At 62.8% G+C, this 24,246-nt stretch carries 26 protein-coding genes; 13 read left to right on the forward strand and 13 right to left on the reverse strand.

From position 1 onward, the window contains the following. Positions 1–6: 6 nt before the first annotated feature. From HUK73_RS25990 to HUK73_RS26010, 5 genes are all read right to left on the reverse strand, one after another. Complete coding sequence (locus tag HUK73_RS25990; protein ID WP_176594605.1) at positions 7–891, reverse strand: LysR family transcriptional regulator; 885 nt, start codon at positions 889–891, stop codon at positions 7–9. A 96-nt stretch (positions 892–987) separates the two neighbouring features. After that, positions 988–1,407: an FAD-binding protein gene (locus tag HUK73_RS25995; RefSeq protein ID WP_176594606.1), complete on the reverse strand. Its 420-nt coding sequence runs from the start codon at positions 1,405–1,407 to the stop codon at positions 988–990. 240 nt (positions 1,408–1,647) lie between these two features. Further along, a complete protein-coding gene (gene dmpG, locus HUK73_RS26000) occupies positions 1,648–2,667 on the reverse strand; it encodes a 4-hydroxy-2-oxovalerate aldolase (RefSeq protein ID WP_176594607.1) in 1,020 nt (339 codons plus the stop codon). Beyond that, a complete protein-coding gene (locus HUK73_RS26005; RefSeq protein WP_176594608.1) occupies positions 2,664–3,593 on the reverse strand; it encodes an acetaldehyde dehydrogenase (acetylating) in 930 nt (309 codons plus the stop codon). The genes dmpG (HUK73_RS26000) and HUK73_RS26005 overlap by 4 nt, the downstream gene beginning before the upstream one ends. Before the next feature lie 5 nt (positions 3,594–3,598). Further along, positions 3,599–4,384, reverse strand: a complete 786-nt coding sequence (locus HUK73_RS26010; protein ID WP_176594609.1) for a 2-keto-4-pentenoate hydratase — start codon at positions 4,382–4,384, stop codon at positions 3,599–3,601. 133 nt (positions 4,385–4,517) lie between these two features. On the opposite strand from HUK73_RS26010, the gene HUK73_RS26015 reads away from it, so the two are divergent. From HUK73_RS26015 to HUK73_RS26030, 4 genes are all read left to right on the forward strand, one after another. Further along, entirely contained in the window at positions 4,518–5,240 is a 723-nt protein-coding gene (locus HUK73_RS26015) for an IclR family transcriptional regulator (protein ID WP_255326556.1), read from the forward strand. A 145-nt stretch (positions 5,241–5,385) separates the two neighbouring features. Continuing rightward, positions 5,386–5,958 carry an NADPH-dependent FMN reductase gene (locus HUK73_RS26020; RefSeq protein WP_176594610.1) on the forward strand — a complete coding sequence of 191 codons (573 nt, stop codon included), beginning with the start codon at positions 5,386–5,388 and terminating at the stop codon, positions 5,956–5,958. Between the two features lie 18 nt (positions 5,959–5,976). Then, a complete protein-coding gene (locus HUK73_RS26025) occupies positions 5,977–7,248 on the forward strand; it encodes a M20 family metallopeptidase (RefSeq protein ID WP_176594611.1) in 1,272 nt (423 codons plus the stop codon). Between the two features lie 25 nt (positions 7,249–7,273). After that, entirely contained in the window at positions 7,274–7,942 is a 669-nt protein-coding gene (locus HUK73_RS26030) for a trimeric intracellular cation channel family protein (RefSeq protein WP_176594612.1), read from the forward strand. Between the two features lie 167 nt (positions 7,943–8,109). Here HUK73_RS26030 and HUK73_RS26035 read toward each other — a convergent pair whose 3' ends face one another. From HUK73_RS26035 to HUK73_RS26070, 8 genes are all read right to left on the reverse strand, one after another. After that, a complete protein-coding gene (locus HUK73_RS26035) occupies positions 8,110–9,063 on the reverse strand; it encodes an alpha/beta hydrolase (protein WP_176594613.1) in 954 nt (317 codons plus the stop codon). 4 nt (positions 9,064–9,067) lie between these two features. Next, positions 9,068–9,886, reverse strand: coding sequence for a sugar phosphate isomerase/epimerase (locus tag HUK73_RS26040; protein ID WP_176594614.1), 819 nt, complete (start codon positions 9,884–9,886; stop codon positions 9,068–9,070). A gap of 16 nt (positions 9,887–9,902) precedes the next feature. Then, positions 9,903–10,952, reverse strand: a complete 1,050-nt coding sequence (gene dmpG / locus HUK73_RS26045) for a 4-hydroxy-2-oxovalerate aldolase (RefSeq protein WP_176594615.1) — start codon at positions 10,950–10,952, stop codon at positions 9,903–9,905. Positions 10,953–10,955: 3 nt separating this feature from the next. Continuing rightward, positions 10,956–11,930 (reverse strand): acetaldehyde dehydrogenase (acetylating), encoded by a 975-nt coding sequence (locus HUK73_RS26050; RefSeq protein WP_176594616.1) that lies wholly within the window; start codon positions 11,928–11,930, stop codon positions 10,956–10,958. A gap of 11 nt (positions 11,931–11,941) precedes the next feature. Beyond that, on the reverse strand, positions 11,942–12,646 hold the full coding sequence (locus HUK73_RS26055; RefSeq protein WP_176594844.1) for a fumarylacetoacetate hydrolase family protein: 705 nt from the start codon (positions 12,644–12,646) through the stop codon (positions 11,942–11,944). An 86-nt stretch (positions 12,647–12,732) separates the two neighbouring features. After that, complete coding sequence (locus tag HUK73_RS26060) at positions 12,733–13,188, reverse strand: flavin reductase family protein (RefSeq protein WP_176594617.1); 456 nt, start codon at positions 13,186–13,188, stop codon at positions 12,733–12,735. Between the two features lie 37 nt (positions 13,189–13,225). Continuing rightward, a complete protein-coding gene (locus tag HUK73_RS26065; RefSeq protein WP_176594618.1) occupies positions 13,226–14,041 on the reverse strand; it encodes an alpha/beta fold hydrolase in 816 nt (271 codons plus the stop codon). A gap of 11 nt (positions 14,042–14,052) precedes the next feature. After that, positions 14,053–15,270, reverse strand: coding sequence for an acyl-CoA dehydrogenase family protein (locus HUK73_RS26070; RefSeq protein WP_255326557.1), 1,218 nt, complete (start codon positions 15,268–15,270; stop codon positions 14,053–14,055). A gap of 294 nt (positions 15,271–15,564) precedes the next feature. Here HUK73_RS26070 and HUK73_RS26075 point away from each other — a divergent pair, with 294 nt between their 5' ends. From HUK73_RS26075 to HUK73_RS26115, 9 genes are read left to right on the forward strand one after another with little or no spacing between them, the layout of a single operon-like run. Then, positions 15,565–16,479, forward strand: coding sequence for a VOC family protein (locus HUK73_RS26075; protein ID WP_176594619.1), 915 nt, complete (start codon positions 15,565–15,567; stop codon positions 16,477–16,479). Between the two features lies 1 nt (position 16,480). After that, entirely contained in the window at positions 16,481–17,371 is an 891-nt protein-coding gene (locus tag HUK73_RS26080) for a CoA transferase subunit A (RefSeq protein ID WP_176594620.1), read from the forward strand. Then, positions 17,371–18,159, forward strand: a complete 789-nt coding sequence (locus HUK73_RS26085) for a CoA-transferase subunit beta (protein ID WP_176594621.1) — start codon at positions 17,371–17,373, stop codon at positions 18,157–18,159. The genes HUK73_RS26080 and HUK73_RS26085 overlap by 1 nt, the downstream gene beginning before the upstream one ends. Next, the gene (locus tag HUK73_RS26090; RefSeq protein WP_255326558.1) at positions 18,156–19,064 is read left to right on the forward strand and encodes an enoyl-CoA hydratase; all 909 of its coding nucleotides are present in this window, start codon (positions 18,156–18,158) and stop codon (positions 19,062–19,064) included. The genes HUK73_RS26085 and HUK73_RS26090 overlap by 4 nt, the downstream gene beginning before the upstream one ends. After that, a complete protein-coding gene (locus tag HUK73_RS26095) occupies positions 19,064–20,152 on the forward strand; it encodes a nitronate monooxygenase family protein (protein WP_176594622.1) in 1,089 nt (362 codons plus the stop codon). The genes HUK73_RS26090 and HUK73_RS26095 overlap by 1 nt, the downstream gene beginning before the upstream one ends. A gap of 11 nt (positions 20,153–20,163) precedes the next feature. Next, positions 20,164–20,913 carry an enoyl-CoA hydratase family protein gene (locus HUK73_RS26100; RefSeq protein ID WP_176594623.1) on the forward strand — a complete coding sequence of 250 codons (750 nt, stop codon included), beginning with the start codon at positions 20,164–20,166 and terminating at the stop codon, positions 20,911–20,913. Then, entirely contained in the window at positions 20,913–22,058 is a 1,146-nt protein-coding gene (locus HUK73_RS26105; RefSeq protein ID WP_176594624.1) for an acyl-CoA dehydrogenase, read from the forward strand. Before HUK73_RS26100 ends, HUK73_RS26105 begins: the two co-directional genes overlap by 1 nt. 11 nt (positions 22,059–22,069) lie before the next feature. Next, entirely contained in the window at positions 22,070–23,101 is a 1,032-nt protein-coding gene (locus tag HUK73_RS26110; RefSeq protein WP_176594625.1) for an acyl-CoA dehydrogenase family protein, read from the forward strand. Next, positions 23,094–24,245, forward strand: coding sequence for an acetyl-CoA C-acetyltransferase (locus HUK73_RS26115; RefSeq protein WP_176594626.1), 1,152 nt, complete (start codon positions 23,094–23,096; stop codon positions 24,243–24,245). The genes HUK73_RS26110 and HUK73_RS26115 overlap by 8 nt, the downstream gene beginning before the upstream one ends. Position 24,246 lies beyond the last annotated feature (1 nt).

Genomic DNA, 24,246 nt, shown 5'->3' on the forward strand with positions numbered 1-24,246 from the left:
AGCGCTTCAGAACCGATCCCGCATGGCCCGCACAACTTCGTCCAGAAACTCCCCGGTCGCACGGACACGCGGCAATCGCTGGAGATCGGCGTGGACCACCAGCCAATAGCTGCGCCACACCTCGACCTGTCCGGGAAGCAGGCGAACCAGCCGCTCATCCCGATCCGCCGAGAAGATATGCAGCACGCCAATGCCGCATCCCGCCGCCACCGCCGCATGCTGCGCCGCGCTGGAACTGGACCGGAAGGCAATGGGCGCGCCGGGCAGGATCTGGTCCAGCGCGATCATCTCCGGAAAGCCCGCCAGTTCCTCAATATAGGACACGAAGGCATGGCGGTTGAGGTCTGCCCGCGCGGCAGGTTCACCGTGCCGCTCCAGATAATCGCGGGACGCATAGAGGCCCAGCCGATAGTCGACCAGCTTTCGCGTCACCAGTCGGCCCTTGGGCGGAGGCTTCAGCATCACGGCCATGTCGGCCTCACGCTTCGACAGGCTGCTGGCCCTGCTTTCCGATGCCAGTTCCAGAGTCAACCGGGGATGGCGGGCGCGGAAGTCCGCAATATGGGGAGCCACCAGATAGGCGGCAAAGGCTTCCGGCGTCGCCAGCCGGACCGTCCCTTCCACTTCCCGGTCACGCCCGGCGAGGCTGTTCATCGCCGCCAGCAATTCGCTCTCTACCCTCTCGGCGTGGGGCACCAGGGCAAAGGCTGCGGGCGTCGGCGTCACCCCGCGCGGCGAACGGTCGAACAGGCGCGCGCCCAAAGTCGCTTCCATATGCCCGATGCGGCGCGCGACCGTGCTATGGTCCACCCCCACCCGCCGCGCGGCGGCCAGCATGTTCCCTTCCCGCATCACCGCCAGGAACAGACGCAGTTCATCGGAATTCAGCATAGGCAAATCCGCACAACTTAATCAGCCGAATAGCCATATCTATGCAAAACCAGAGCCGCACTCAAGCCGCGCTCATCGGCTTATGCGGTCACATTCTCAATCGACCTGAGCAATTCGGGGAGCAGATCGCCTGCATGGGCCAGCAGCCAGATATATTTTCGGCGTCACGAAATGGCCGGATTGCCCGATCTGGCGGGAAACCGGCGCCAACCCCGGATCGACCGCTGGCAGGCTCGCGCCCAATGCGCCGTCGACCTTGTCCGCGATTTCGTCCAGCATGGCAAAACCATTGCTATCGAGTCCCCTGCCCCCGCTGATAACGATGCGCGCGTCTTTCAGCGCGGCCTTGCGCGCCGCGAGCGGCACCCGTTGCACGTCCGGTCTGATGGGTGCGGCGATCAAGGTCTCCGCACCGCTGATCGGCTCGTTCATAGAGCGATTTCCAAGCAATCGAAATCGATTTCTGGTTAAGAAATCGCGGCAAAACAATAAACTAGAGCAGTTGATCTGATCCAATCAGATCGAAAACCGCTATAGTCCCGATCGCGACACCGCGCGTCAGGCGCAGTTCAAGGCCGATCCTGCCGCCATAAACGGGGCGTGTCGCGATCAGGGCCTCACCATCCGGGGCAATGCTGGACGAGCGCCCGGCAGAATGGCCGCAGCATCAGGGGTCTCTGGATGGATTGCTACTCTCGAAACCCCGGAGATCACGAAGTGGGCATGGTAATCCAGATTGCCATGCCCATCCTTTTGTTAGCGGCGTATATCCAGCGCGATATCGACGATCATATCCTCCTGCCCGCCGACCATCTTGCGGCGTCCGACTTCGGTGAGGATGGAGCGGGTATCGACGCCATAATCGGCCGAAGCCTTTTCCGCATGGCGCAGGAAGGAGGAATAGACCCCCGCATAGCCCAGCGTCAGCGTCTCGCGGTCGACACGAACCGGGCGGTCCTGCAAAGGACGGACGAGATCCTCTGCCGCATCCATCAGCGCATAAAGATCGCAGCCATGTTTCCAGCCGCAGCGGTCGGCGGCGGCGATGAACACCTCCAGCGGCGCATTGCCCGCGCCCGCGCCCATACCCGCAACGCTGGCATCCACGCGCAGCGCGCCATTTTCCACCGCGATCATCGAGTTGGCTACGCCCAACGACAGATTGTGATGGGCATGGACACCGCGCTGCGTCTCTGGCTTCAGCACGCGGTCATAGGCCTGTAGCCGCGCCGCATAATCCTTCATGTTCATCGCACCGCCGCTGTCGGTAACATAGACGCAGTGCGCGCCATAATCTTCCATCAGCTTGGCCTGTCCGGCGAGCGATTCCGGGTCGGTCATATGGCTCATCATCAGGAAGCCCGAGACATCCATGCCCAGATTGCGCGCCGCCTCGATATGCTGTTTCGACACATCGGCTTCGGTGCAATGGGTAGCGATGCGCACCGACCGGACGCCGAGGTCATAGGCGCGCTTCAGGTCATGCACGGTCCCGATCCCCGGCAGCAGCAGGGTGGTAAGGACACTATGTTCCAGCACCTCCGCCACCGCGGCGATCCAGTCCCAATCGGTATGCGCGCCGAAACCATAGTTGAAGCTCGACCCTTGCAGGCCGTCGCCATGCGCGACCTCGATCGCGTCGACCTTGGCCCGGTCGAGCGCCTTCGCGATCGCCTTCACATGGTCGAGGCCATATTGATGACGGATGGCGTGCATGCCGTCGCGCAGGGTGACGTCCTGAATATAGAGTTTGGTCTCCTTGGGATCGAAGGTCATGCTGCCATCCTTTCCGCGATACGCTCGGCGGTGCGCAGCGCGGCCGAGGTCATGATGTCGAGATTGCCCGCATAGGCAGGCAGATAATGGGCCGCGCCTTCCACTTCGAGGAAGACCGTGACCTTGAGGCCAGTGAAGTCGCCGCCCATTTCGGGAATGTGCAGCGGCTTGTTGGAGCCGATATGTTCGAACTGTACTTCCTGCTTCAGACGATAGCCGGGGACATAGGTCTGGACCTCAGCCACCATGTCCGCGACGCTCTGGCGGATGGCGTCCTGATCGCCATCTTCCGCGAGGCAATAGACCGTGTCGCGCATGATGAGGGGCGGCTCGGCGGGGTTGAGGATGATGATCGCCTTGCCCCGCGTCGCGCCACCGACATCGACGATCGCCTGACTGGTCGTTTCGGTGAACTCGTCAATATTGGCGCGGGTGCCCGGCCCCGCGCTCTTGGACGAGATGGACGCGACGATCTCGCCATAATGGACCTTGGCCACGCGGTTGACGGCATGGACGATCGGAATGGTCGCCTGCCCGCCGCAGGTCACCATGTTGACATTGGCAGCATCCAGATTGGCAAGGCCATTGACCGGGGGGATGGTATAGGGACCGATGGCAGCGGGGGTGAGGTCGATCACCTTCTTGCCATGGGCCTGAAGCACCTCATTGTGCCGCTTGTGCGCCCCGGCCGAGGTCGCGTCGAACACGATCTTGATGTCGGCAAATTCCGGCATGGCGACGAGGCCGTCAATTCCGTCCGCCGTGATCGGAACCCCCAGCCGCGCGGCGCGCTTCAGGCCATCGGATTCCGGGTCGATGCCGACGAACGCGCCCATTTCCAGCGTGTCCGACAGGCGCATGATCTTGATCATCAGGTCGGTGCCGATATTGCCCGAACCGATGATCGCCGCCTTTGTCTTGGCCATGGTTTTCAAGCCTTTCCGTAAGTGAAACTGGTTTCGCCGATGCCGCTGATGACGGCCCGGACATGATCGCCGGGGTGGAGCGCCACCATCGGTCCCAGCGCGCCGGCCAGCAGAATATCGCCTGCCTTAAGCGGTTCGCCACGCCGCGCGAGCGTCTGGGCCAGCCATGCAGCAGCGTTCAGCGGATTGCCCAGCACGGCGGCCCCCGCCCCCATGGATGCGGGTGAGCCGTTTATTTCCATCACCATGCCGCAGCTATAAAGGTCCAGCCCTTCGAGTGGCTTTCCCTCCCGCGCGAGGACGAAGAAGGCCGAGGAGCCATTGTCCGCGACCGTGTCGACGAAGGTGATCTTCCAGTCCGCGATGCGGCTGTCGACGATTTCGATGGACGCGTGCACGCTGGCGATCGCCTTCGCAACCATGGCGGGGGTAGTGTCGGGATCGGGCAGATCCGCGCCAAGAATGAAGGCGATTTCCGCTTCGGCCTTGGGCTGCAAGGCGCGTCCGGGGTCGAGCGTGCCGCCATCGGCAATGTGCATGTCGTCGAACAACACGCCGAAGTCCGGCTGGTCCACGCCCAGTTGCTGTTGGACCGCCTTGGCCGTTAACCCCGCCTTGCGCCCGACGATGCGACGCCCCTGCGCCTCCCAAAACCGCGTGTTGATCGTCTGGATCGCATAGGCGCTGTCGGCGTCGTCCGGCTCAAGCCCGTCGCGCATCGGCGGCACCGCGCCGCCGACATAGGCATCCCGCAATCGGCGGGCGAGGTCTTCATGATTGGGGGATTGCATCGATTCCACTCCTCTTTTCCTTCGCCTGTTTTTAGGAAAGGTTGCCGCTTGGCACCAGACAGGCGACCTGCTATCTTCTCACAATATGAGAGAAGGTACGCCGCAACTCAGTTCATTCAAACGCACTCTCGCCATGCTGGAAACCGTGGTGGACGATGGCGGGGTCAGCAATGTCGCGGAGATGGCGCGCAGGCTCGGCATCCCCGTGGCGACAGCGCATCGTCAGATTGCGACGCTGGTGGCGGAAGATTATCTGCGCCCGCTGGGCAAGGGGCGCCATGTTGCCGGGTCGCGTCTGATGAAACTTGTGCAGCGGCTCGACGAAAAGCAGTTGATCGCCAATGTCGCGGCGCCAATCCTGCACCGTCTGGCGACACGGGTGCACAGTACCGTTCAATTGGGCACGCTTGAAAATGAAATGGTCACCTATCGTATCAAGACCGGACAAGGCGCCAATGCACTGTTCACCAAGGTCGGTATGCAATTGGAGGCCTATTGCTCGGGCATGGGTAAGGTTTTGCTTGCCTATCTTACGGATAAGGATAGGGAGGATTATCTGGCTGGTGGCCCCTTTGTTCCCCTGACGGATAGAACGATTACCGAACCCGCAGCTCTGGCCACCGAGCTATTCAAGGTAAAAGCGCAGGGATTTGCCATCGATGATGGCGAAATCGCCGATGACCTGCTCTGCATGGCCGTCCCTATTCGCAATTCGATGCAGCAGGTCGTGGCGGCAATATCCGTTTCACAAGCCGGCACGGGGAAGAGGCGCATTACGGGCGACGCGTTACTGTCCATGCTCTTGCAGGCCGCCTCCGAGATCGAAGTAGAAGCGAGTGTCGGCACGGACCGTTAGATCGTGTCGACGCTTTGACAGCTCGGCAGGCATCGGCCCCCGCCGAAACAGAGGATGCAAGGCGGGCGGCTTGGGTTTACAAGGGACGCGGTGACGAAATTCCAACGAAGGGCACGCGCCGCCGCTTATCCTGGAGGTTTACCTCATGAAACAGTACAAGGTTGGCTATCTGATCGGAAGCCTCGCACGCGAATCGATCAATCGCAAGCTCGCCCATGCGCTCATCCGGCTTGCCCCCGAAAATCTCAGCTTCGTTGAGATCTCCTTTTCGGAATTGCCGCTCTACAGCTATGATTATGATGCCGATTTTCCGCCGGTCGCGCGGGCCTTCAAGGATTCGATCAAGGCGGTCGACGCGCTGCTGTTCGTCACGCCCGAATATAATCGATCGATTCCCGGTGGCCTCAAAAACGCCATAGACTGGGCCAGCCGTCCCTATGGCACCAACAGCCTCACCCATAAGCCGTCCGCCGTGATCGGCACATCGCCCGGTGCCATCGGTACCGCCGTCGCCCAGCAAAGCTTGCGCAGCGTGCTCAGCTTCTGCAATTCGCCGCAGATGAACGCGCCAGAGGCCTATATCCACTACACACCCGGCCTGATCAGCGACAATGGCGAAATCACGGTCGCCTCGACCGAGGATTTCCTGCGCCACTATATGGAAGAATTTCAGGACTTTATCGCACGGCTTCTCTCCGTACTGCCCAATCGCGCCTGATGATTGGAAGGGACTGACATGAGCGATGCACCGACCGATCCTTTGGGTCGCCTTCTTGCCGGTCTTTCCGATCTGCTGCCGATGCTGGAGGAGACGTATAAGGACATTCATGCCCACCCCGAGTTATCGATGGAGGAGGTCCGCACCGCCAGCATTGCCGAAAGGCATCTGATAGAAAATGGCTATGAGGTGACGGCGGGGGTCGGGAAAACAGGCGTCGTCGGCCTGCTGCGCAATGGCGAGGGGCCGACCATTCTGTTGCGTGCGGACATGGACGCCTTGCCGGTGGCCGAGGATACGGGACTGGATTACGCCAGCAAGGTCACGGCGACCGAAGCCTCCGGAAAGCTGGTCCCGGTCGCGCATGCCTGCGGTCATGACATGCATGTGGCCTGGTTGATGGGCACGAGCAGCCTGTTCGCCCGCAACCGCGACGTCTGGCGGGGCACCCTGATCGTCCTGTTCCAGCCGGGCGAGGAAACGGCGCAGGGCGCGCGGGCCATGATCGACGACGGCTTGCTCGCGCGCTTCCCCAAACCGGATGTCGTGTTGGGCCAGCATGTCATGGTCGGCGCCGCCGGTACGGTTTCCGGCACGGCAGGGCCGATCACATCGGCGGCGGACAGCTTGCAGATTCGTCTGTTTGGACGCGGGGCGCACGGATCGATGCCGCAAGCCAGCATCGATCCGGTTGTCATGGCAGCCTCGACCGTGCTGCGCCTGCAAACCATCGTCGCGCGTGAAGTGGCGGCGACCGAAGCCGCTGTGGTTTCCGTTGGTGTATTACAGGCAGGAACGAAGGAGAACATCATTCCCGACGAAGCCCTCATCAAGCTGAACGTGCGAACTTTCGATGAAGGCGTGCGTCAACGCGTGCTCTCCGCGATCGAACGGATCGTCAATGCAGAGGCTGCAGCATCGGGTGCGACTCGCCCGCCGGAAATCACACCGCTCGACCGTTATCCGCTCAACGTCAATGACAAGGATGCAAGCGACCGCGTCGCCGCCGCGTTCCGCACCCATTTCTCGGGCGAGCGGGTCCATCATAGCGGCCCGGCCTGCGCCAGTGAGGATTTCGGATGCTACGGAACCGAATGGAACGTCCCCTCGGTGTTCTGGTTCGTTGGCGGAACCGATCCCGAACTGCATGCCAAGGCCACGGCGGAGGGGCGGTTGAATGAATTGCCCGTCAATCACAGTCCGCATTTCGCGCCGGTCCTGCATCCGACGCTGAAGACCGGGGTGGAGGCCATGGCGACGGCAGCGATGGCGTGGAACGCCGTTTCATGAAAGGCTTCGAAAGGGGTAAACGCTCATGATGGCGGGGCAGGCAACCGATGAACTGCTGCGCACGCTCGTCCTCATTCTCGATCTCGCCGGAACCTTCGCCTTTGCGCTGAGTGGGGCGATGGCGGGGGTCAGGCGGCAGCTCGACATCTTCGGCATTCTGGTGCTGTCCTTCGCCGCCTCCACCTTCGGGGGCATCACCCGCGACGTGGTGATCGGCGCGGTGCCGCCGGCCGCCCTGCAGGATTGGCGCTATCTGGCGGTGTCGCTTGCGGCTGGCCTGATTTGCTTCTTCTGGTCGTCGCTGATCGAAAAGCTGCGCAATCCGGTGCGGATGCTGGATGCGATGGGGTTGGCCCTGTTTGCCGTCGCCGGAACGGAAAAGGCGCTGGCTTTTGGACTCAGCCCGGTCATGGCCGCATTGCTGGGGATGCTGACCGGCATCGGCGGCGGCGTGGCCCGCGATGTTTTTCTTGCAGAGATTCCTGGCGTGCTGCGTTCAGATCTATATGCCGTGGCTGCGCTGGTGGGCGCGGCAATCGTCGTGATCGGCCATCTGCTGCATTTTCCGGTGGTCATCACCGCATGCGGGGGCGGTCTGGCATGCTTCACCCTTCGCATGATGGCCATTCGCCGCGGCTGGCATCTACCCCAGGCGAATGACCGCAACAGATCTCAGCGCCAGGACATCGGCTAGAGCGGTTTTCGATCTGATTGGATCAGATCGGCCGCTCTAGTTTATTGTTTTACCGTGATTTCTTAACCGGTAATCGATTTCGATTGCTTGGAAATCGCTCTATTTCCCGGAACGACAATGGAGCGGGAGGGGCCCGCTCCAAAGCCTCTATACTGAAATGCGATCGATCAGGCTTTCTCGCCGGGATGCAGCACCTTGCGCAGGGCGCCCACGGCATCGCGCTTCATCTGCCGGACCGGAGCGGCATCGGGCAGGACATCGAAGCCGTGATAGGCGCCGGGATAGATATGCATTTCCGTCGCGACACCCGCTTCGATCAAGCGGCGGGTGTAATCCATATCCTCCACCAGAAACAGATCGAGCGCGCCAACAGCGATGAAGGCAGGCGGCAAACCGGCCAGATCATCCGCCCGGGCGGGGGCGGCATAAGGCGACACATCTGCCGAGCCAGGCTCCTTCCCCAGCAGCGAGCGCCAGCCAAAGGCATTGGCCTGCGGCGTCCAGACAAAGGCACCCAGATGCTCGGGCAGGCGCGTGATGCACGTCCGGTCGTCCAGCATCGGATAAATGAGGTTCTGGTGCGCGATGGCCGGGCCGCCCTGGTCACGGGCAAGGAGCGTGAGCGCAGCGGCAAGACCACCGCCCGCGCTTTCGCCGCGCACGGCGATGCGGGCAGGATCAACGCCAAGCTGCGCCGCCATTTCATGCAGCCAGCACAAGGCCGCATAGCAATCCTCGACTGAACCCGGCGCGGGAGTTTCGGGAGCGAGGCGATAGTCGACCGAAACGATGACCGCCGTCACAGAGGCTGCGAGTTCGATGTTCGACAGATGATTGGTCCGCACCGATCCCAACACATAGCCACCGCCATGGATATGCAGGATCGCGGGCAGCAGACCAGCCGCGCCAGTGGGGGTATAGACCCGGACCCCTACCTCATGCCCGCCCGGCGCGACGAGACGTTCCTCACGCCATACAACACCGCTATTTTCGGGCTCCGGCACCATTTCCGTCATCTGTTCCATGCCCGCCCGGATCGCAGGCAGGCTCTCGTCGGTCAGCTCCAGCGCCGGCATGAAATCCAGGCCCGGCAGCAACGATGGATCGATCAGGTCACGCATTGGCTTAAACTCTCCCATTTTCCTTAGTCATCACAGCGCGAGTTGCCGCCACGGCGCGGCAGGCCCGTTCCAATGGCGAGACACCCGCTGCCATCGCCGCTTCCTGCGGCGCCTCCACACTAACCGGCAAGCCGGGGCGAAGAGCCGATAAGAAGGCAGGAATGTCGAAACTCCCCTCCCCAGGCAACTGGCGTTGCAGGCCCGCTTCCCATTCGATCCGGCCTGGCGCCATTTCCAGGGGACCATCGCTAAGTTGAGCGAAACGGATGCGGGGATCGGCAAGATGGAGCATGGTGCTGGCCGCTTCCCCTCCGCGCATGATATGCAGCAGGTCGAGAGTGACGCCTGCATCCTCACGGCCCAGCGCTTCAATGGCAGCAAGCGCATCGCCAAGGGTACGGATCTGCGAGGGCGGGTAAAATTCTATCGCGAGGGCAATTTGGTAGCGGGCAGCGAGATCGGCCAGTTCGGCCAGTTTCTCGCCCCGGCGCGCCGGGTCGCGATCATAGCAAAGGACGTTGGCGAATGGCGCGCCGAGTTCGGCGGCAACCTCCAGCGCGGGCTCGAAATCCGCAACGACGGTGCGGCTCGCCATGGTGAAGGGATAGACGAGATCAACCGTCAATCCGCCCGCCGCCAGAGCCGCCTTGGTCGCGCGACGTTCGGCAGCGTCCGTGACGAGATCATAGTCGGGCATAGCGGGCAGCACCGCCATCGAATGAAGAAACGGACATATGCCGGTACAGCCCGTCGCGGCAGCGATATCCGCTAGCCGCGACGGGGTGGTGTCCGTGACGCTGATATGGTCAAGCGATAATTGCATGACTGGAGCGGTGTGGTCAGGCGGTGGCCTCACGCTCCTTGAGCATATCAAGGGCAACGTCGACGATCATGTCCTCCTGACCGCCGACCATCTTGCGGCGGCCGAGTTCGACCAGGATGGTGCGGGTATCGAGGCCGTAAGTCTCCGCCGCCTTTTCCGCGTGGCGCAGGAAGCTGGAATAGACGCCCGCATAGCCCAGAGCGAGGGTTTCGCGGTCGACGCGGACCGGGCGGTCCTGCAACGGACGAACCAGATCTTCGGCGGCGTCCATCAGCGCGTTGACGTCGCAGCCATGGTTCCAGCCCTTGCGGTCAGCGGCGGCGATGAACACTTCAAGCGGCGCATTGCCCGCACCCGCGCCCATGCCAGTCAGCGAAGCATCGATGCGCACAGCACCCTGCTGCGCCGCAACGATCGAGTTGGCGACGCCCAGCGAGAGATTGTGGTGGGCGTGGATGCCGCGCTGGGTTTCGGGCTTCAGCACGCGGTCATAGGCCTCGAGCCGCGCCTTCACCCCGTCCATGTCGAGCGCGCCGCCGCTGTCGGTGACGTACACGCATTGGGCGCCGTAGCTTTCCATCAGCACGGCCTGCTCGGCGAGCTTTTCGGCGTCGATCATGTGGCTCATCATCAGGAAGCCGGACACGTCCATGCCAAGGTCACGGGCGATGCCGATATGCTGCTTGGAGACGTCAGCCTCGGTGCAGTGGGTCGCGACGCGAACCGATCGCACGCCGATATCATAGGCGCGCCTCAGTTCCTCGACCGTGCCCACGCCGGGCAGGATGAGGGTGGTGAGGACCGACCTGGTCAGCACCGAGGCAACCGCTTCCAGCCATTCCCAGTCGGTATGCGCGCCGAACCCATAGTTGAAGCTGGCGCCGTTGAGACCGTCGCCATGGGCCACTTCGATCGCGTCCACGCCGGCATCGTCCAGCGCCTTGGCGATCGCCTTCACATGGTCGATGCCATACATGTGGCGGATGGCGTGCATGCCATCGCGCAGGGTGACGTCCTGGATGTAGAGCTTGTCGCCTGCCTCGACGTTGAACTTGGTGCTGCTCATCTCTTAATTCTCCGTCTCGGCAAGCGAGCCGGTGGCCGCCACCTTCTTTCCTTCTGCAATGCGCTGCGCCAGCAGCTCGCCGGTCGCCTTGGCGGCGGCGGTCATGATATCGAGATTGCCCGAATAGCTGGGGAGGTAATCGCCCGCCCCTTCGACCTCGAGCAGGATCATCGTCTTGACGCCGGTGAACTCACCACGGCCGGGGATCTTCAGCTTGTTATTATCACCAAAGCGCTCGAACTGCACTTCCTGCTTCAGGCGATAGCCGGGCACATAGGCCTGAACCTTCTTCACCATCGCCTCGACCGAGGCGCGAATGGTTTCCTCGTCGGCACCCTCGGAGAGGGTGAAAACCGTATCACGCATGATCATCGGCGGTTCGGCGGGGTTCAGGATGATGATCGCCTTGCCCTGCGCCGCGCCGCCAACCTTTTCGATAGCGCCAGCGGTTGTACGGGTGAACTCATCGATATTGGCACGGGTGCCGGGGCCTGCGGAACGCGAGGACACCGACGCCACGATCTCGGCATAATGGACGGTCGCGACCTGGCTCACCGCAGCAACCATCGGGATCGTCGCCTGACCGCCGCAGGTCACCATGTTGACGTTTCCGGCATCGAGATTGGCTTCGCCATTGACGGTCGGGATGGTGTAAGGACCGATGGCGGCAGGGGTGAGGTCCACCACCTGCTTGCCGTCGGCGCGCAGCGCGGCGTCATGGACCTTGTGCGCATAGGCCGAGGTCGCGTCGAAGACGATCCCGATCTCAGGATAGACGTCCATCTTCTTCAGGCCTTCAATGCCTTCATGGGTCGTCGCAACGCCACGCTCGCGGGCCATGGCCAGGCCCTCGGAGGCTTCGTCGATGCCGACGACCGCCACCAGTTCCATATTCTGCGGATATTTGATCATTTTGATCATCAGGTCGGTGCCGATATTGCCCGACCCGATGATCGCTGCCTTGACCTTGCCAGTCATCTCATAACTCCTCAAACGAAGCGCGCGGTGCAGGCACCAACGCCATGCAGCTGCATTTCAAACACATCGCCCGCCTTGGCAGGCTCCAGCGGCACAAGACTGCCCGACAGGATTACGTCACCTGCCTCCAGCGTCACGCCATAGGCGCCCAGCGTATTGGCGAGCCACGCCACCGCCTCCGCCGGGGAACCCTGAACCGCGTGACCATAGCCTTCGGACAGCGGCTCACCATTTTTGGTCACGGTAACGTGGAGATTGGGGAGGTCGTGCTCACGTGGATCGGCGCGGGCCTCGCCCAGCACGTAGACGCCGCAGGAGGCGTTGTCCGCGACGGTATCGACAATGCCGATCTTCCAGTCCTGAATGCGGCTGTCGACGATTTCGAAACAGGGGACGATGGCCTCCGTCGCAGCGATCACTTGGCTCGCCGTAACGCCCGGCCCCTTCAGGCTGTCCTTCAGGATGAAGCCGATTTCAGCCTCGGCGCGGGGCTGGATCAGGCCATTGCCCGCGACATCGATATCGCCTTCCACGAACATCCGGTCGGTCAGGAAGCCGAAGTCGGGTTGATGCACGCCCAGCATGTCCTGCACCGCCTTCGAGGTGACGCCGATCTTCTTGCCGACGACGCGTTCGCCATCGGCCTTGCGCTTCTCCAGCGCGCCCAGCGAAATGGCATAGGCGTCATCGATGGTGAGCTGCGGATAACGGCCCATCAGCGGCGAAACCGTGCGCCCGTCACGCAGCGCGCGATAGAGTTCATCGGCCAGTGTATCGTTCAGGCTTTGGTCGGCGATGTCGCTCACAAATAGGCTCCATCCTGATAGATGAGAGGATCCACCGCGTCGCTGAGGCGTACCGCCTCCACGCGCGCGATGACGATACTGTGCGTCCCGAAGGGTGTCATGCTGAAGATGGTGCAGGCCAGATTGGCCTGCGCCTCGTCCAGCATCGGCAGGTCGTGCCGGTCGGGCACCCACTGCCCCACCTCGAAACGCTTGTCCCGCGGCACAGCACCGCCGAAGGCGGCCGACACGTCCCGTTGGTGACGCGAAAGGATGTTAACGCTGATCGGGCAACCTGGCGAGAGGCTGGGGTGAATGCCTGCCGACTGGTTGATGCACACCAGCACCGCAGGCGGCTCCACCGTCAGCGAGGTGATAGAGGTTGCCGCCATGCCGACCGGGCCCTCATCCCCCTTTGCCGTGATGATCGCGACGCCAGACGCCAGACGACGCATGGCCCCGCGAAAACCCATGGTAACATCCTCTTGGGAAGCCGTCATGACAGCTGCGCTAGCCATGGAGGAATTCAAGCGAGTAGCGGTTGAACTCATCGGCTCGCTCCACCTGCACCCAATGGCCGACCTTATTGAAGGTCACACAGCGCACGTCCGGGCAGGCTTCGAAGAAGAGATTGATGCCCTCCAGCGGCATGAAGCGCTCATTATAGCCCCAGAAAAGCTGGATCGGCATTTTGAGTTCGCCAAGGCGCGGCGCCAGATTGGGCGTGCGCATCCGTACAATGACGTCCTTGGGCTGGGTCCGGGCAACGGCGAAGCGTTCCTTGACCAGCGCATCGGTGACATGGACCGGATCATATACCAGATTGGTGATGAGGCGGCGCTGTTCCTCTTCGTTGAAGTCCGGACCGCCAAAGGAACTGACCATGCCGGCGATGCCCGGCATCTTGAAATATTCCTCCCGCTCATGGATGCAGCCCGGCGCCATCAGGATCAGCCGGTCGACGAACTCCGGATGATCCATCGCCATCTGGATCGCGATGCCGCCGCCCAGCGAATTACCGATCAGGGTCGCCTTTTCGATGCCATGAGCGACCAGCGCTTCGTAGAGGGTGTTGGTGAACAGATCGAGCGTATAATCGATCCCTTCCGGCTTCGATGAAGCGCCATAGCCGATCAGGTCGGGCAGGATGACGCGGAAACCGCCGTCCACGAAAGCCTGCACATTCTGCCGGAAATTGGACTGGCCCGACGCGCCCGGACCGCTGCCGTGGATGAACACCACGGCGGGGCCGGAGCCGGCTTCCGCAACCACGATGTCATGGTCACCCGAAACGCGATAGGTCTTGCTGATGATATCGTTCGCCATCCCGTGTCTCCTCAGATGAAGGTGAAGGCCGGCGACTCGCCGAGCATCGTCCCGACCACATCGCTGGTGCGATTGGCGGGGTCGTTGGCGACGTGCGCGCGGGCGGCGTGCAGGTCGAGCCAGGGTTGGAGGATCGGGCTGGACATATAGACCGCCCGGCCGCCCAGCAGCTTCACCATATCGTCGACAAGATCCGCCAGACGGCGCACAACGCTGGCCGACTGATAGGCGAAGAGCGCGCGCCGTTCCATCGGGATCGCTTCATTGCGCTCCGCATAATCCATCAGTTCGTTGAAGGTCGTGCGATGCGTGAGGTCCATTTCGCTGGTTTCCGCGATCGCGCGGGCAATGGCGGCGTGCAGGTTCGGGTCTGCCTTCGACGCCTTGCCGGTATTGGTCGACACGCGGCTCTGCATGATCTCGATCGCGGCGTTGATCGCGTTCCGCGCGCCGCCGAAGGCTGCGGACGACACCGAGCGGGTGAACAGCTGCGCCCAGGGCATGCGATAGAGTGGGCCGGTATTGGCTTCCTGCCCCGGATTCTTGCAGGCAAAACCATCAGCGGCGCGATGGGTGCGATGTTCGGGGACGAACACGCGCTCGACGAGGATGTCGAAGCTGCCGGTGCCCTGAAGGCCGAAAACGTCCCACGTCCCTTCGATCACCTGATAGTCGGAGCGGGGAAGCAGGAAGGTGCGCATGTCGGGCGGACCGCCATCGGTGTCGAAGTTGATCGCACCCAGCAATACCCAGCCGCAATGGGTCGATCCGGAGGAGAAGCCCCAGCGCCCGGACAGGTAGAATCCGCCCTCAACCTTCTCCACCTTGCCGACCGGCTGATAGGTGGACGACACCAGCATGTCGGGATTATCGCCCCAGACTTCCTTCTGCGCCTCGTCATGGAACAGCGCCAGCTCATAGGGATGACAGCCCAGCACGCCGTAGATCCAGCCGGTGGACATGCAGCCTTCCGCCAAAGCCTTCTGTACTTCGAAGAAGACATTGGGATGCATTTCATAGCCGCCGTAGCGCTTAGGCTGCAGAATGCGGAAGAAACCCGCCTCCTTCATTTCCTCCACGCTTTCCTTGGGCACGTCATGACCCAGGGTGCAGGCCCGCGCCCGTTCGCGCAGGATGGGAATCATGGCCTTCGCCTTTGCGATCAGGCTTTCAGCTGACGGCACCCCTGCATCCGCCTCGCCGGACGGTCTTGCTATTGCCCCGGTCATTATCTTCTCCAATTCGGACGACTCATGTAAAATTCGCTATATGCGTAGCCGATATAATTTGTTATTACGCAAACTGTCAAGGCAAAGAGGGCTTGCGCATTTTGCTCGATGCTTATAGGCCGATCTGGAACGAATTGCCATAAGCGCGTTACGCAAAGCATATCGAAGCATCATATTCATGGAATGGGATGCATGGTATCGATAGGAATTGCGTAAGATGAGAAGCTTCTGGCAGCGACATCGGATTTCAAGGCTTATGCCGAGAACAAAGGACGAGAGGGCGAGGCGGCAGAAATGGCAGTGATTTCGCTAGGCTATGTAATCGTGGAGACGCAGGATCTGGCGTCGTGGCAGGATTTTGCCTGCAATATCGCGGGGCTGATGGCTGCCCCTTCAGCACGGGAGGATGTGGCGCTGTTCCGCATGGACGATCGCCCCTATCGCCTGTGGGTGCAGAAGGGTGAACGCAATGCGTTCGTCGCACCGGGCTGGGAATGCGCGGATCGCGACTCCTTCGAATCAGTCATTGCGAAACTCGAATCGGCAGGCCGTCCGGTGGAACGCGCTGGCGTCATGGAGGCCCGCGCGCGGCAGGTCTATGAACTGGCGCGCTCGTCGGACCCGGCGGGCAATCCGATGGAGGTCTTCTACGGCCGCTTTGTCGACTACGCCCCTTTCATTTCGCCCGCGGGCGTCAGCCGCTTCGTCACCGGAGACAATGGCGACATGGGCTTGGGCCATGTCGTGCTGACAGCACCCAATTTCGAAGAGGCCCACGCCTTCTACAAGGATGTCATGGGGTTCGGCGACACCGACCTTGGCCGTTTCTACCTGATGGGAGGCGGCCCGGACGATCCCGGTGTCGGTTTCGCCTTCCTCCACTGCAACGGACGGCATCACAGCCTTGCCCTCGGCCAGTTGCCCGAAAGCCCCAATGGCGCGGTGCACATGATGCTGGAAGTGGGTAGTCTGGAAGATGTCGGCCGTGCCTATGACCGCGTGCTCAAGAGCAAGGGGAAAGTGCCGCTTTCCGCGACGCTGGGACGTCATGTCAACGACAAGATGACGTCCTTCTACATGCAGACACCGAGCGGTTTCGACATTGAATATGGCTGGAACGGGTTGGTGATCGACCCCGCCAGCTGGGTGCCGACGACCAGTCTGTCGGTAAGCGATTGGGGCCACAAATGGGCTCATGAAAGTGAGTAATATGACGACAGCGACTTTGGACAAGCGGATGTCGGCGCGGGACGTGGTTGCGTCCTTGGCGGACGGCATGACGATCGGTATCGGAGGCTGGGGCCCGCGCCGCAAGCCGATGGCACTGGTGCGGGAAATCCTGCGTTCGGACCTCAAGGACCTGACCGTCGTCGCCTATGGCGGCGCCGATGTGGGCATGCTCTGCGCGGCGGGCAAGGTGAAGAAGCTCATCTTCGCTTTCGTCTCTCTCGACGCCATTCCGCTGGAACCCTGGTTCCGCAAGGCACGCGAAAGCGGCCAGATCGAGGTGCTCGAACTGGACGAAGGCATGTTCCAGTGGGGTCTGAAGGCCGCTGCCTTCGGCCTGCCCTTCCTGCCAACCCGCGTGGGCCTTGGCACTGATCTTGCCGAACTGGGTGGTCTCAAGACCGTGCAGTCGCCCTATGCGGACGCGGAAACGCTGGTCGCCATGCCCGCACTGAAGCTGGACGCGGCACTGATCCACGTCAACCGCAGCGACTGGCGCGGCAATGTCCATCTGTTCGGCGCCGACACCTATTATGACGAATGGTTCGCGAAGGCCGCTGCCAGGACCTATGTATCCACCGAGGAACTGGTCGACCGGATGGAAGACCATTATCCGGACGAGGCGCAGCACAACGTGTTCGAACGCTGCTTTGTGAGCGGCGTCGTCAACATGCCCTGCGGCGCGCATCCCAGCTCCATGCCGCCAGCCTATGGCTGGGACATGAAGGCGTTCAAGGCCTATGCCGACGCGGCACGGGAACCGGGCGACTGGGCGGCCGTGGCCGACCGTTTCGTCGGCGCGACCGAGGAAGCCTATCTGGAAAGCATTGGCGGAAAGGAGGCGGTGGCGGCTCTTCCGCTCCCGATATTCTGATGACTGAACTATCTCTCGCAGAACTCTGCATCTTCGCCTGTTCGGAGGCTTTCCGCAACAATGGCGAAATCATTGCCACCGGCGTCGGCCCTGTGCCGCGCCTGGCCGCGAGCCTCGCCAAGCTGACCCACAGCCCGGAACTGATGATGACCGATGGCGAAGCCTATCTGGTCGAGCAGCCGGTGCCGTTGGGACCGCGCGGCTATGACGACCGCAAGGCAGCGGGCTACCTGCCCTTCTCGCGCTTTTTCGACAGCGCGGTGTGGACCGGTCGCCGCCATGCCATGGTGACGCCGACCCAGCTCGACCGCTTCGGCCAGATCAACCTCAGCTATCTGGGCGGCACCTACGACAAGCCCAAAACGCAGATGCTGGGCGTGCGCGGCTTTCCGGGCAACACCATCTATCACACCAACAGCTTCTTCTTCCCGGCGCATACGGCGCGGACCTTTGTGGCGGGTGAGGTCGACATGGTGTCGGGCGTGGGCTATAATCCGGCCAAGCGGGTTCCGGGCGGCAATTATTCGGGCGTCGACCTGCGCGTGATCGTCACCAACCTGTGCGTTATGGATTTCGGCGGCAAGGACAATGCGATCCGCGTCGTGTCCCTGCATCCGGGCGTCACCTTCGAGGAAGTGCAGGAAGCGACCGGCTTCCCGCTGGAGAAGGGCGACATTGTCGAGACCCCGCTGCCGGGCGCAGAGGCGCTGGACATCATCGCCAGCCTCGACCCGCACAATATCCGTGCATCCGTCATCAAGGACAATCCGCCTGCAAGGAGGGCATGATGAACGAAGCCGATCGCCTGGTCGAACCGCAGAAGGTCGACATCGTCTACGAAACCGACCAGCCGGTCACCTATGAGGTGATCGACAATGTCGCATGGATCATGCTGAACCGGCCGGGCTTCAACAATGCCCAGAACGGGCAGATGACCTATGCGCTGGATGACGCCTTCATCCGGGCGACGAACGACGATGACGTCCGCTGCATCGTACTGGGCGGGAACGGCAAGCATTTCTCCGCCGGCCATGACATCGGCACGCCGGGACGCGATCTGCACAAGCAGTTCGAGAACCGGCTGATGGTGCCGACCCATGTCAACAAGCCGGCGGCGGAACTGCTCTACACGCGTGAGAAAGAGCAATATGTCGGCATGTGCCGGCGCTGGCGCGATGTCGCCAAGCCAACCATCGCCATGGTGCAAGGCGCCTGCGTCGCAGGCGGGCTGATGCTCGCATGGGTGTGCGACCTCATCGTCGCGTCTGACGATGCGTTCTTTCAGGACCCGGTCAACCGCATGGGCATTCCGGGCGTCGAATATTTCGCCCACGCCTATGAGCTCCCACCACGCATCGCCAAGGAGTTCCTGCTGCTGGGCGAGCGCATGAGCGCCCAGCGCGCCGAGCAGTTCGGAATGGTGAACAAGGTCGTGTCGCGCGAGACACTACGCGAGACTGTCGCGGCGATGGCGGCCAAGCTGGTCGCGCAACCGCGCCTTGGCAACTGGCTGACCAAGCAGGCGGTCAACCATGTCGAGGAACTGATGGGCAAACGCAATGCGATGGAGGCGGTCTATCACATGCACCATTTCGCCCATGCCCAGAATGACCTGACGCAGGGCAACAGCATCGCGGGCCTCGATGCCAAGGCGATGGCGGCCGCAAACAAGAAAGAGGCAGGCGAAGGCTGATGGGCGACCCGCTGCACACGATCATGACCGAGCGGCTGGGCTGCCGCTGGCCGATCATCCAGACCGCCATGGGATGGGTGGCCGAACCCTCGCTCGTCATCGGTTCCAGCAATGCCGGAGCCTTTGGCTTCCTCGGCGCGGCTGTGATGACGCCTGATGAGGCGCGGGAGAAGATCTTGACGGTGCGGCGCGGGACCGACCGGCCCTTCGGCGTCAACTTCCACATGTTCCAGCCCGGCGCCGACCAGATTGTCGAGCTGATCCTTGCCAACAAGGATCAGGTGCGCGCCGTCAGCTTTGGCCGCGGGCCGAACGCCAAGATGATCGCGCGCTTCAAGGATGCGGGCATTCTCTGCGTGCCGACCGTGGGCGCGGTCAAGCATGCGCAGAAAATGGTCGAACTCGGCGTCGACATGGTCAACGTGCAGGGCGGTGAAGGCGGCGGCCATACCGGATCGGTGCCGACCACTGTGCTGCTGCCGCAGGTGCTGGACGCGGTGAAGGTGCCGGTGATCGCCAGCGGAGGCTTTGCCGACGGACGAGGCCTTGCGGCGGCGCTGGCCTATGGTGCGGTGGGTATCGCCATGGGCACACGTTTCCTGCTGACCAAGGAAAGCCCGGTGCCCGACAGTGCCAAGGCGGAATATCTGAAGGCCAGCACGGATCGCATCATCGTCACCACCAAGCTGGACGGGATTCCGCAGCGGATGATCGCCACGAAGCTGATGGACCGGATCGAAAAGTCCGGCAAGCTCGGCATGTGGTTGCGCGCCATCGAGGCCAGCATGGCGATGAAGAAGCAGACCGGCGCAAGCTGGCTGGGCCTCATCCAGTCGGCCCGCGGCATGACGGCCCATGGCGCAATGCCGCTCAAACAGGCGATGATGGCCGCGACCATGCCGATGCTGATCCAGAAGGCGGTGGTCGACGGCGATATCGAATATGGCGTGATGGCGACGGGCGTGGTCGGCGGGCGCATCAACGAAATTCCAAGCTGCCAGCAACTGGTCGACCGCATTGTGGAGGAGGCGCATGAGCGTCTGGCCGCACTCGCCACGCTGGGCCGCGAAACCGCCCCGGCGGTCTGAGGAGATAAAAGATGCCGATTACTTGCACTATCCAGGACCGGGTCGCGGAAATCGTCTTTGACGTGCCGCCGGTCAACGCCTTTGACAGTGAAACCTGGAACAGCCTGCCCAGGATCATCAGCGAGGCGGCGCGCAACGAGGACGTTCACTGCATCCTGATCCGTGCCGAAGGGCGCGGTTTCTGCGGTGGTGTCGACATCAAGGAGATGCAGGCTCATCCCGAGCGCATCCCTTACCTCAATCGTGGCAATTACCTGACCTTCAAGGCGATCCACGAGGCCGAGATCCCGGTCGTGGTCGCGGTCCACAAATTCGTGATCGGCGGCGGCATCGGCATTTGCGGCGCGTCCGACACGATCATCGCGGCGGACGATGCCTTCTTCGCGCTGCCGGAAATCGATCGCGGCGCGATGGGCGGGGCGAGCCACATGTCGCGCATGCTGCCACTGCACAAGGTCCGCGCAGCCTTCTTCACCGGCGGCAATATCCCCGCGCAGGAAGCCTATCGTCTCGGCGCGGTCGAGAAGGTCGTGGCCCGTGCCGATCTCGAAACCGAAGCCCGCGCCTTTGCCGCGCTGGTCGCGTCCAAGTCGCGAAAGGCGCTGGTGATCGCCAAGGAAGCGCTCAATGGCCTCGAAGCCCGCGACGTCGATCGCGGCTATCGCTGGGAACAGGGCTTCACCCTCGAAATGTACATGCATGAGGACAGCCAGAAGGCGCGCGACGCCTTTGTGGAAACCGGCAAGGCAGCGAAATTCTGATGGACCTGACTTACACTCCCGAGCAGCAGGCGTTCCGGGCTGAGGTGCGCGCATGGCTGGAAGCCCATGTACCCGAGGCGCCGCTGGAACATTATGACGCCACACGTGAGGGCTTTGAGGCCCATCGTGAATGGGAAAAGACGCTGAAGACCGGCGATTGGGGCATGGTGACATGGCCCAAGGAATATGGTGGACGCGGCCTTGACCTGATCCAGTGGCTGATCTTCGAGGAGGAATATTATCGCGCCGGGGCACCCGGCCGCGTCAACCAGAACGGCATCTTCCTGCTCGGCCCCACGCTGATCGAGTTCGGTACGCATGAGCAGAAGCAGCGCTTCCTGCCCCCCATGGCGAGCGGCGAGGAAATCTGGGCGCAGGCATGGTCCGAGCCACAGGCGGGGTCCGACCTTGCCGGGGTACGCTCAACCTGCGTGCTGGAGGGCGACGACTATGTACTGAACGGCCACAAGATCTGGTCATCGCGCGCCGTGTTCGCGGACTGGGCCTTTGGCCTGTTCCGCACGCCGGGGACGGAACGGCACAAGGGGATGAGCCTCATCTTCTTCCCGCTCAATGCGCCGGGCGTGACGGTGAACGCGATCAAGAAGATCAACGGCCATGTCGGCTTTGCGGAAATCTTCCTGGAGAATGTGCGCGTCCCTGCCTTCAACCGTCTGGGTGACGAAGGTCAGGGCTGGCATATCTGCATGGCGACCGCCGGTTTCGAGCGTGGCCTCATGCTACGCTCCCCTGCCCGTTATCAGGTTGCCGCAGCCAAGCTGGCGCAGCTGTGGCGGGCTAACAAGGAAACGGCCGATCCGATTCTGGAAGCCGATGTGGTGCGTGCGCACATGAACGCGGATGCCTATGCGCTTTCCATCTACCAGACCGCCTCGCGGCTGATGGCGGGCGCCAAGATCGGGCCTGAAGCCAGCACCAACAAGATTTTCTGGTCGGAGATGGATATCGATCTGCACCAGACCGCGCTCTCGATCCTGGGATCGGAGGCGGAGCTGATCCCGCCGCCGGGCACGCACGACTGGCTGGACGATTATATCTTCTCGCTCGCCGGGCCGATTTATGCCGGATCGAACGAGATCCAGCGCAACATCATTGCCGAGCGCATGCTCGGCCTGCCGCGCTAAGGAGGGCGGACATGGATTTCACCCTCAGCGACGAACAGCTGATGTTCGCGGAGACGGCGCGGACACTCTTTGCCGATAGCTGCACGCCCGACCATTGGCGCAAGATGATGGAAGCGGGTGTCGCCCGTGAAGATGCCCGTTGGGCCTCGATCGTCGAAACCGGCCTGACGCTGGTGCTGCTTCCGGAAAGCGCGGGCGGCCTTGGCCTTGCCGAAAGTGACTTCGCCCTGATCGCGCAGGAAGCGGGCTATGTCGCCCTGCCCGAACCGCTGGTGGAAAGCGCGGGCGTCGCAGCGCCGATGCTGGCGAGCCTTGCGCCCGATCATGCGGTGCTGGCCGATCCGCTGGCGACCGTCGCGATTGCCCATCAGGTCAATCCCTTCGTGGCCAATGCCGACAGCGCGGCGGCGATCCTGCTGGAGAAAGATGGCGAGGCCTATCTCGCCACACCCGATCAGGTGACTCTGGTTGCGCAGCCCGTGATCGACCCCTTCCGCCGTCTGTTCAAGGTGGAATGGGACGCCGCCAACGCCACGCCGCTCGGCAAGGCAGACTGGGACCTCGCGCTGGACCGCGCCGCGCTCTTCGCTGCCGCACAGGGCCTTGGCCTTGCACAGCGCGCCGTCGACCTGGGCGTAGACTATGCCAAGGAACGCCAGCAGTTCGGCAAGCCCATCGGCAGCTATCAGGCGGTGAAGCACCACCTCGCCTCCGCGCAGGTCGCAATCGAGTTCGCCCGGCCGGTCGTCATGGCCGCCGCCGCCGAAATTGGCCATCGCGACATTCAGGCCCGCGCCCGCATCAGCCATGCCAAGCTGGTCGCGCTGGAAGCCGCCGACAAGGCCGCCCGCGCCTCCATCCAGGTGCATGGCGCGATGGGCTATAGCTGGGAAGTCGACGTCCACCTGTTCCTGAAGCGCGCATTGGCGCTGACCCAGAGCTGGGGCACGCCCGCCTTCCACCGCGCCCGTATCGCCCAGCGGCTGTTCACCCAGCCCAATGGTCCCGACCAGACCTTCGCACGAGAGAATGACCATGCCTGAAGCCTATATCGTCGACGCCGTCCGTTCGCCCATCGGCCGCAAGAAGGGCAGCCTTGCAGCCGTCCATCCCGCCGATCTCGCCGCGCATCCGATCCGGGAGCTGGTGAAGCGCACCGGCATCGATCCGGCGCAGGTCGATGACGTGGTCTGGGGCTGCTGCGATACGATCGGCCCGCAGGCGGGCGATATCGGCCGCACCGCCTGGCTCGTCGCGGGCATGCCCGAGGAAGTGCCCGGCGTCACCATCGACCGCCAGTGCGGCTCCTCGCAGCAGGCCGTCCACTTCGCGGCACAGGGCGTGATGAGCGGCACCCAGGATTTGGTCGTCGCGGGCGGCAGCCAGGCGATGAACGCCATTCCGATCTCCGCCGCCATGTTCGCGGGGCAAGCCTATGGCTTCGACAGCCCGTTCCAGGGCTCCAAAGGCTGGGACGCGCGCTATGGCGACGAGGAAGTGAACCAGATCCGCTCGGCCGAGATGATCGCGGAGAAATGGGGCATCAGCCGCGAGGCGATGGAGCGGTTCAGCCTCGCCAGCCACCAGCGCGCGCAGGCTGCCTGGGACAATGGCTGGTTCGACCGGGAAGTCGTGGCCCTTGAAGGGCTGGCGAAGGACGAGACGATCCGCCCGACCACCACGCTGGAGGGCCTGGCCGGCCTCAACCCCGTGCGCGAAGGCGGTGTCATCACCGCCGGCGTCGCGAGCCAGAATTGCGACGGTTCCGCCGCGCTGCTGATCGCCAGCGAGCGCGCCGTGAAGGAGCATGGCCTGAAACCCCGCGCCCGCATCCACCACCTTTCCGTGCGCGCCGCCAATCCCGTGTGGATGCTGACCGGCCCGATCCCGGCGACACAATATGCGCTCAAGAAGGCAGGGATGTCAGTGAGCGACATCGACCTGTTCGAATGCAACGAGGCCTTCGCCAGCATCCCGCTCGCCTGGATGAAGGAACTGGATATCCCGCATGAGAAGGTCAATGTGCAGGGCGGCGGCATTGCGCTGGGCCATCCCATCGGCGCGACCGGCGCGCGGCTGATGACGTCGCTGCTGGGCGCGCTGGAGCGGACCGGTGGGCGCTACGGTCTCCAGACCATGTGCGAAGGCGGCGGGCAGGCCAACGTTACCATCATCGAGCGGCTGTAAG

This window comes from Sphingobium sp. EM0848, from assembly GCF_013375555.1.
GTDB lineage: Bacteria > Pseudomonadota > Alphaproteobacteria > Sphingomonadales > Sphingomonadaceae > Sphingobium.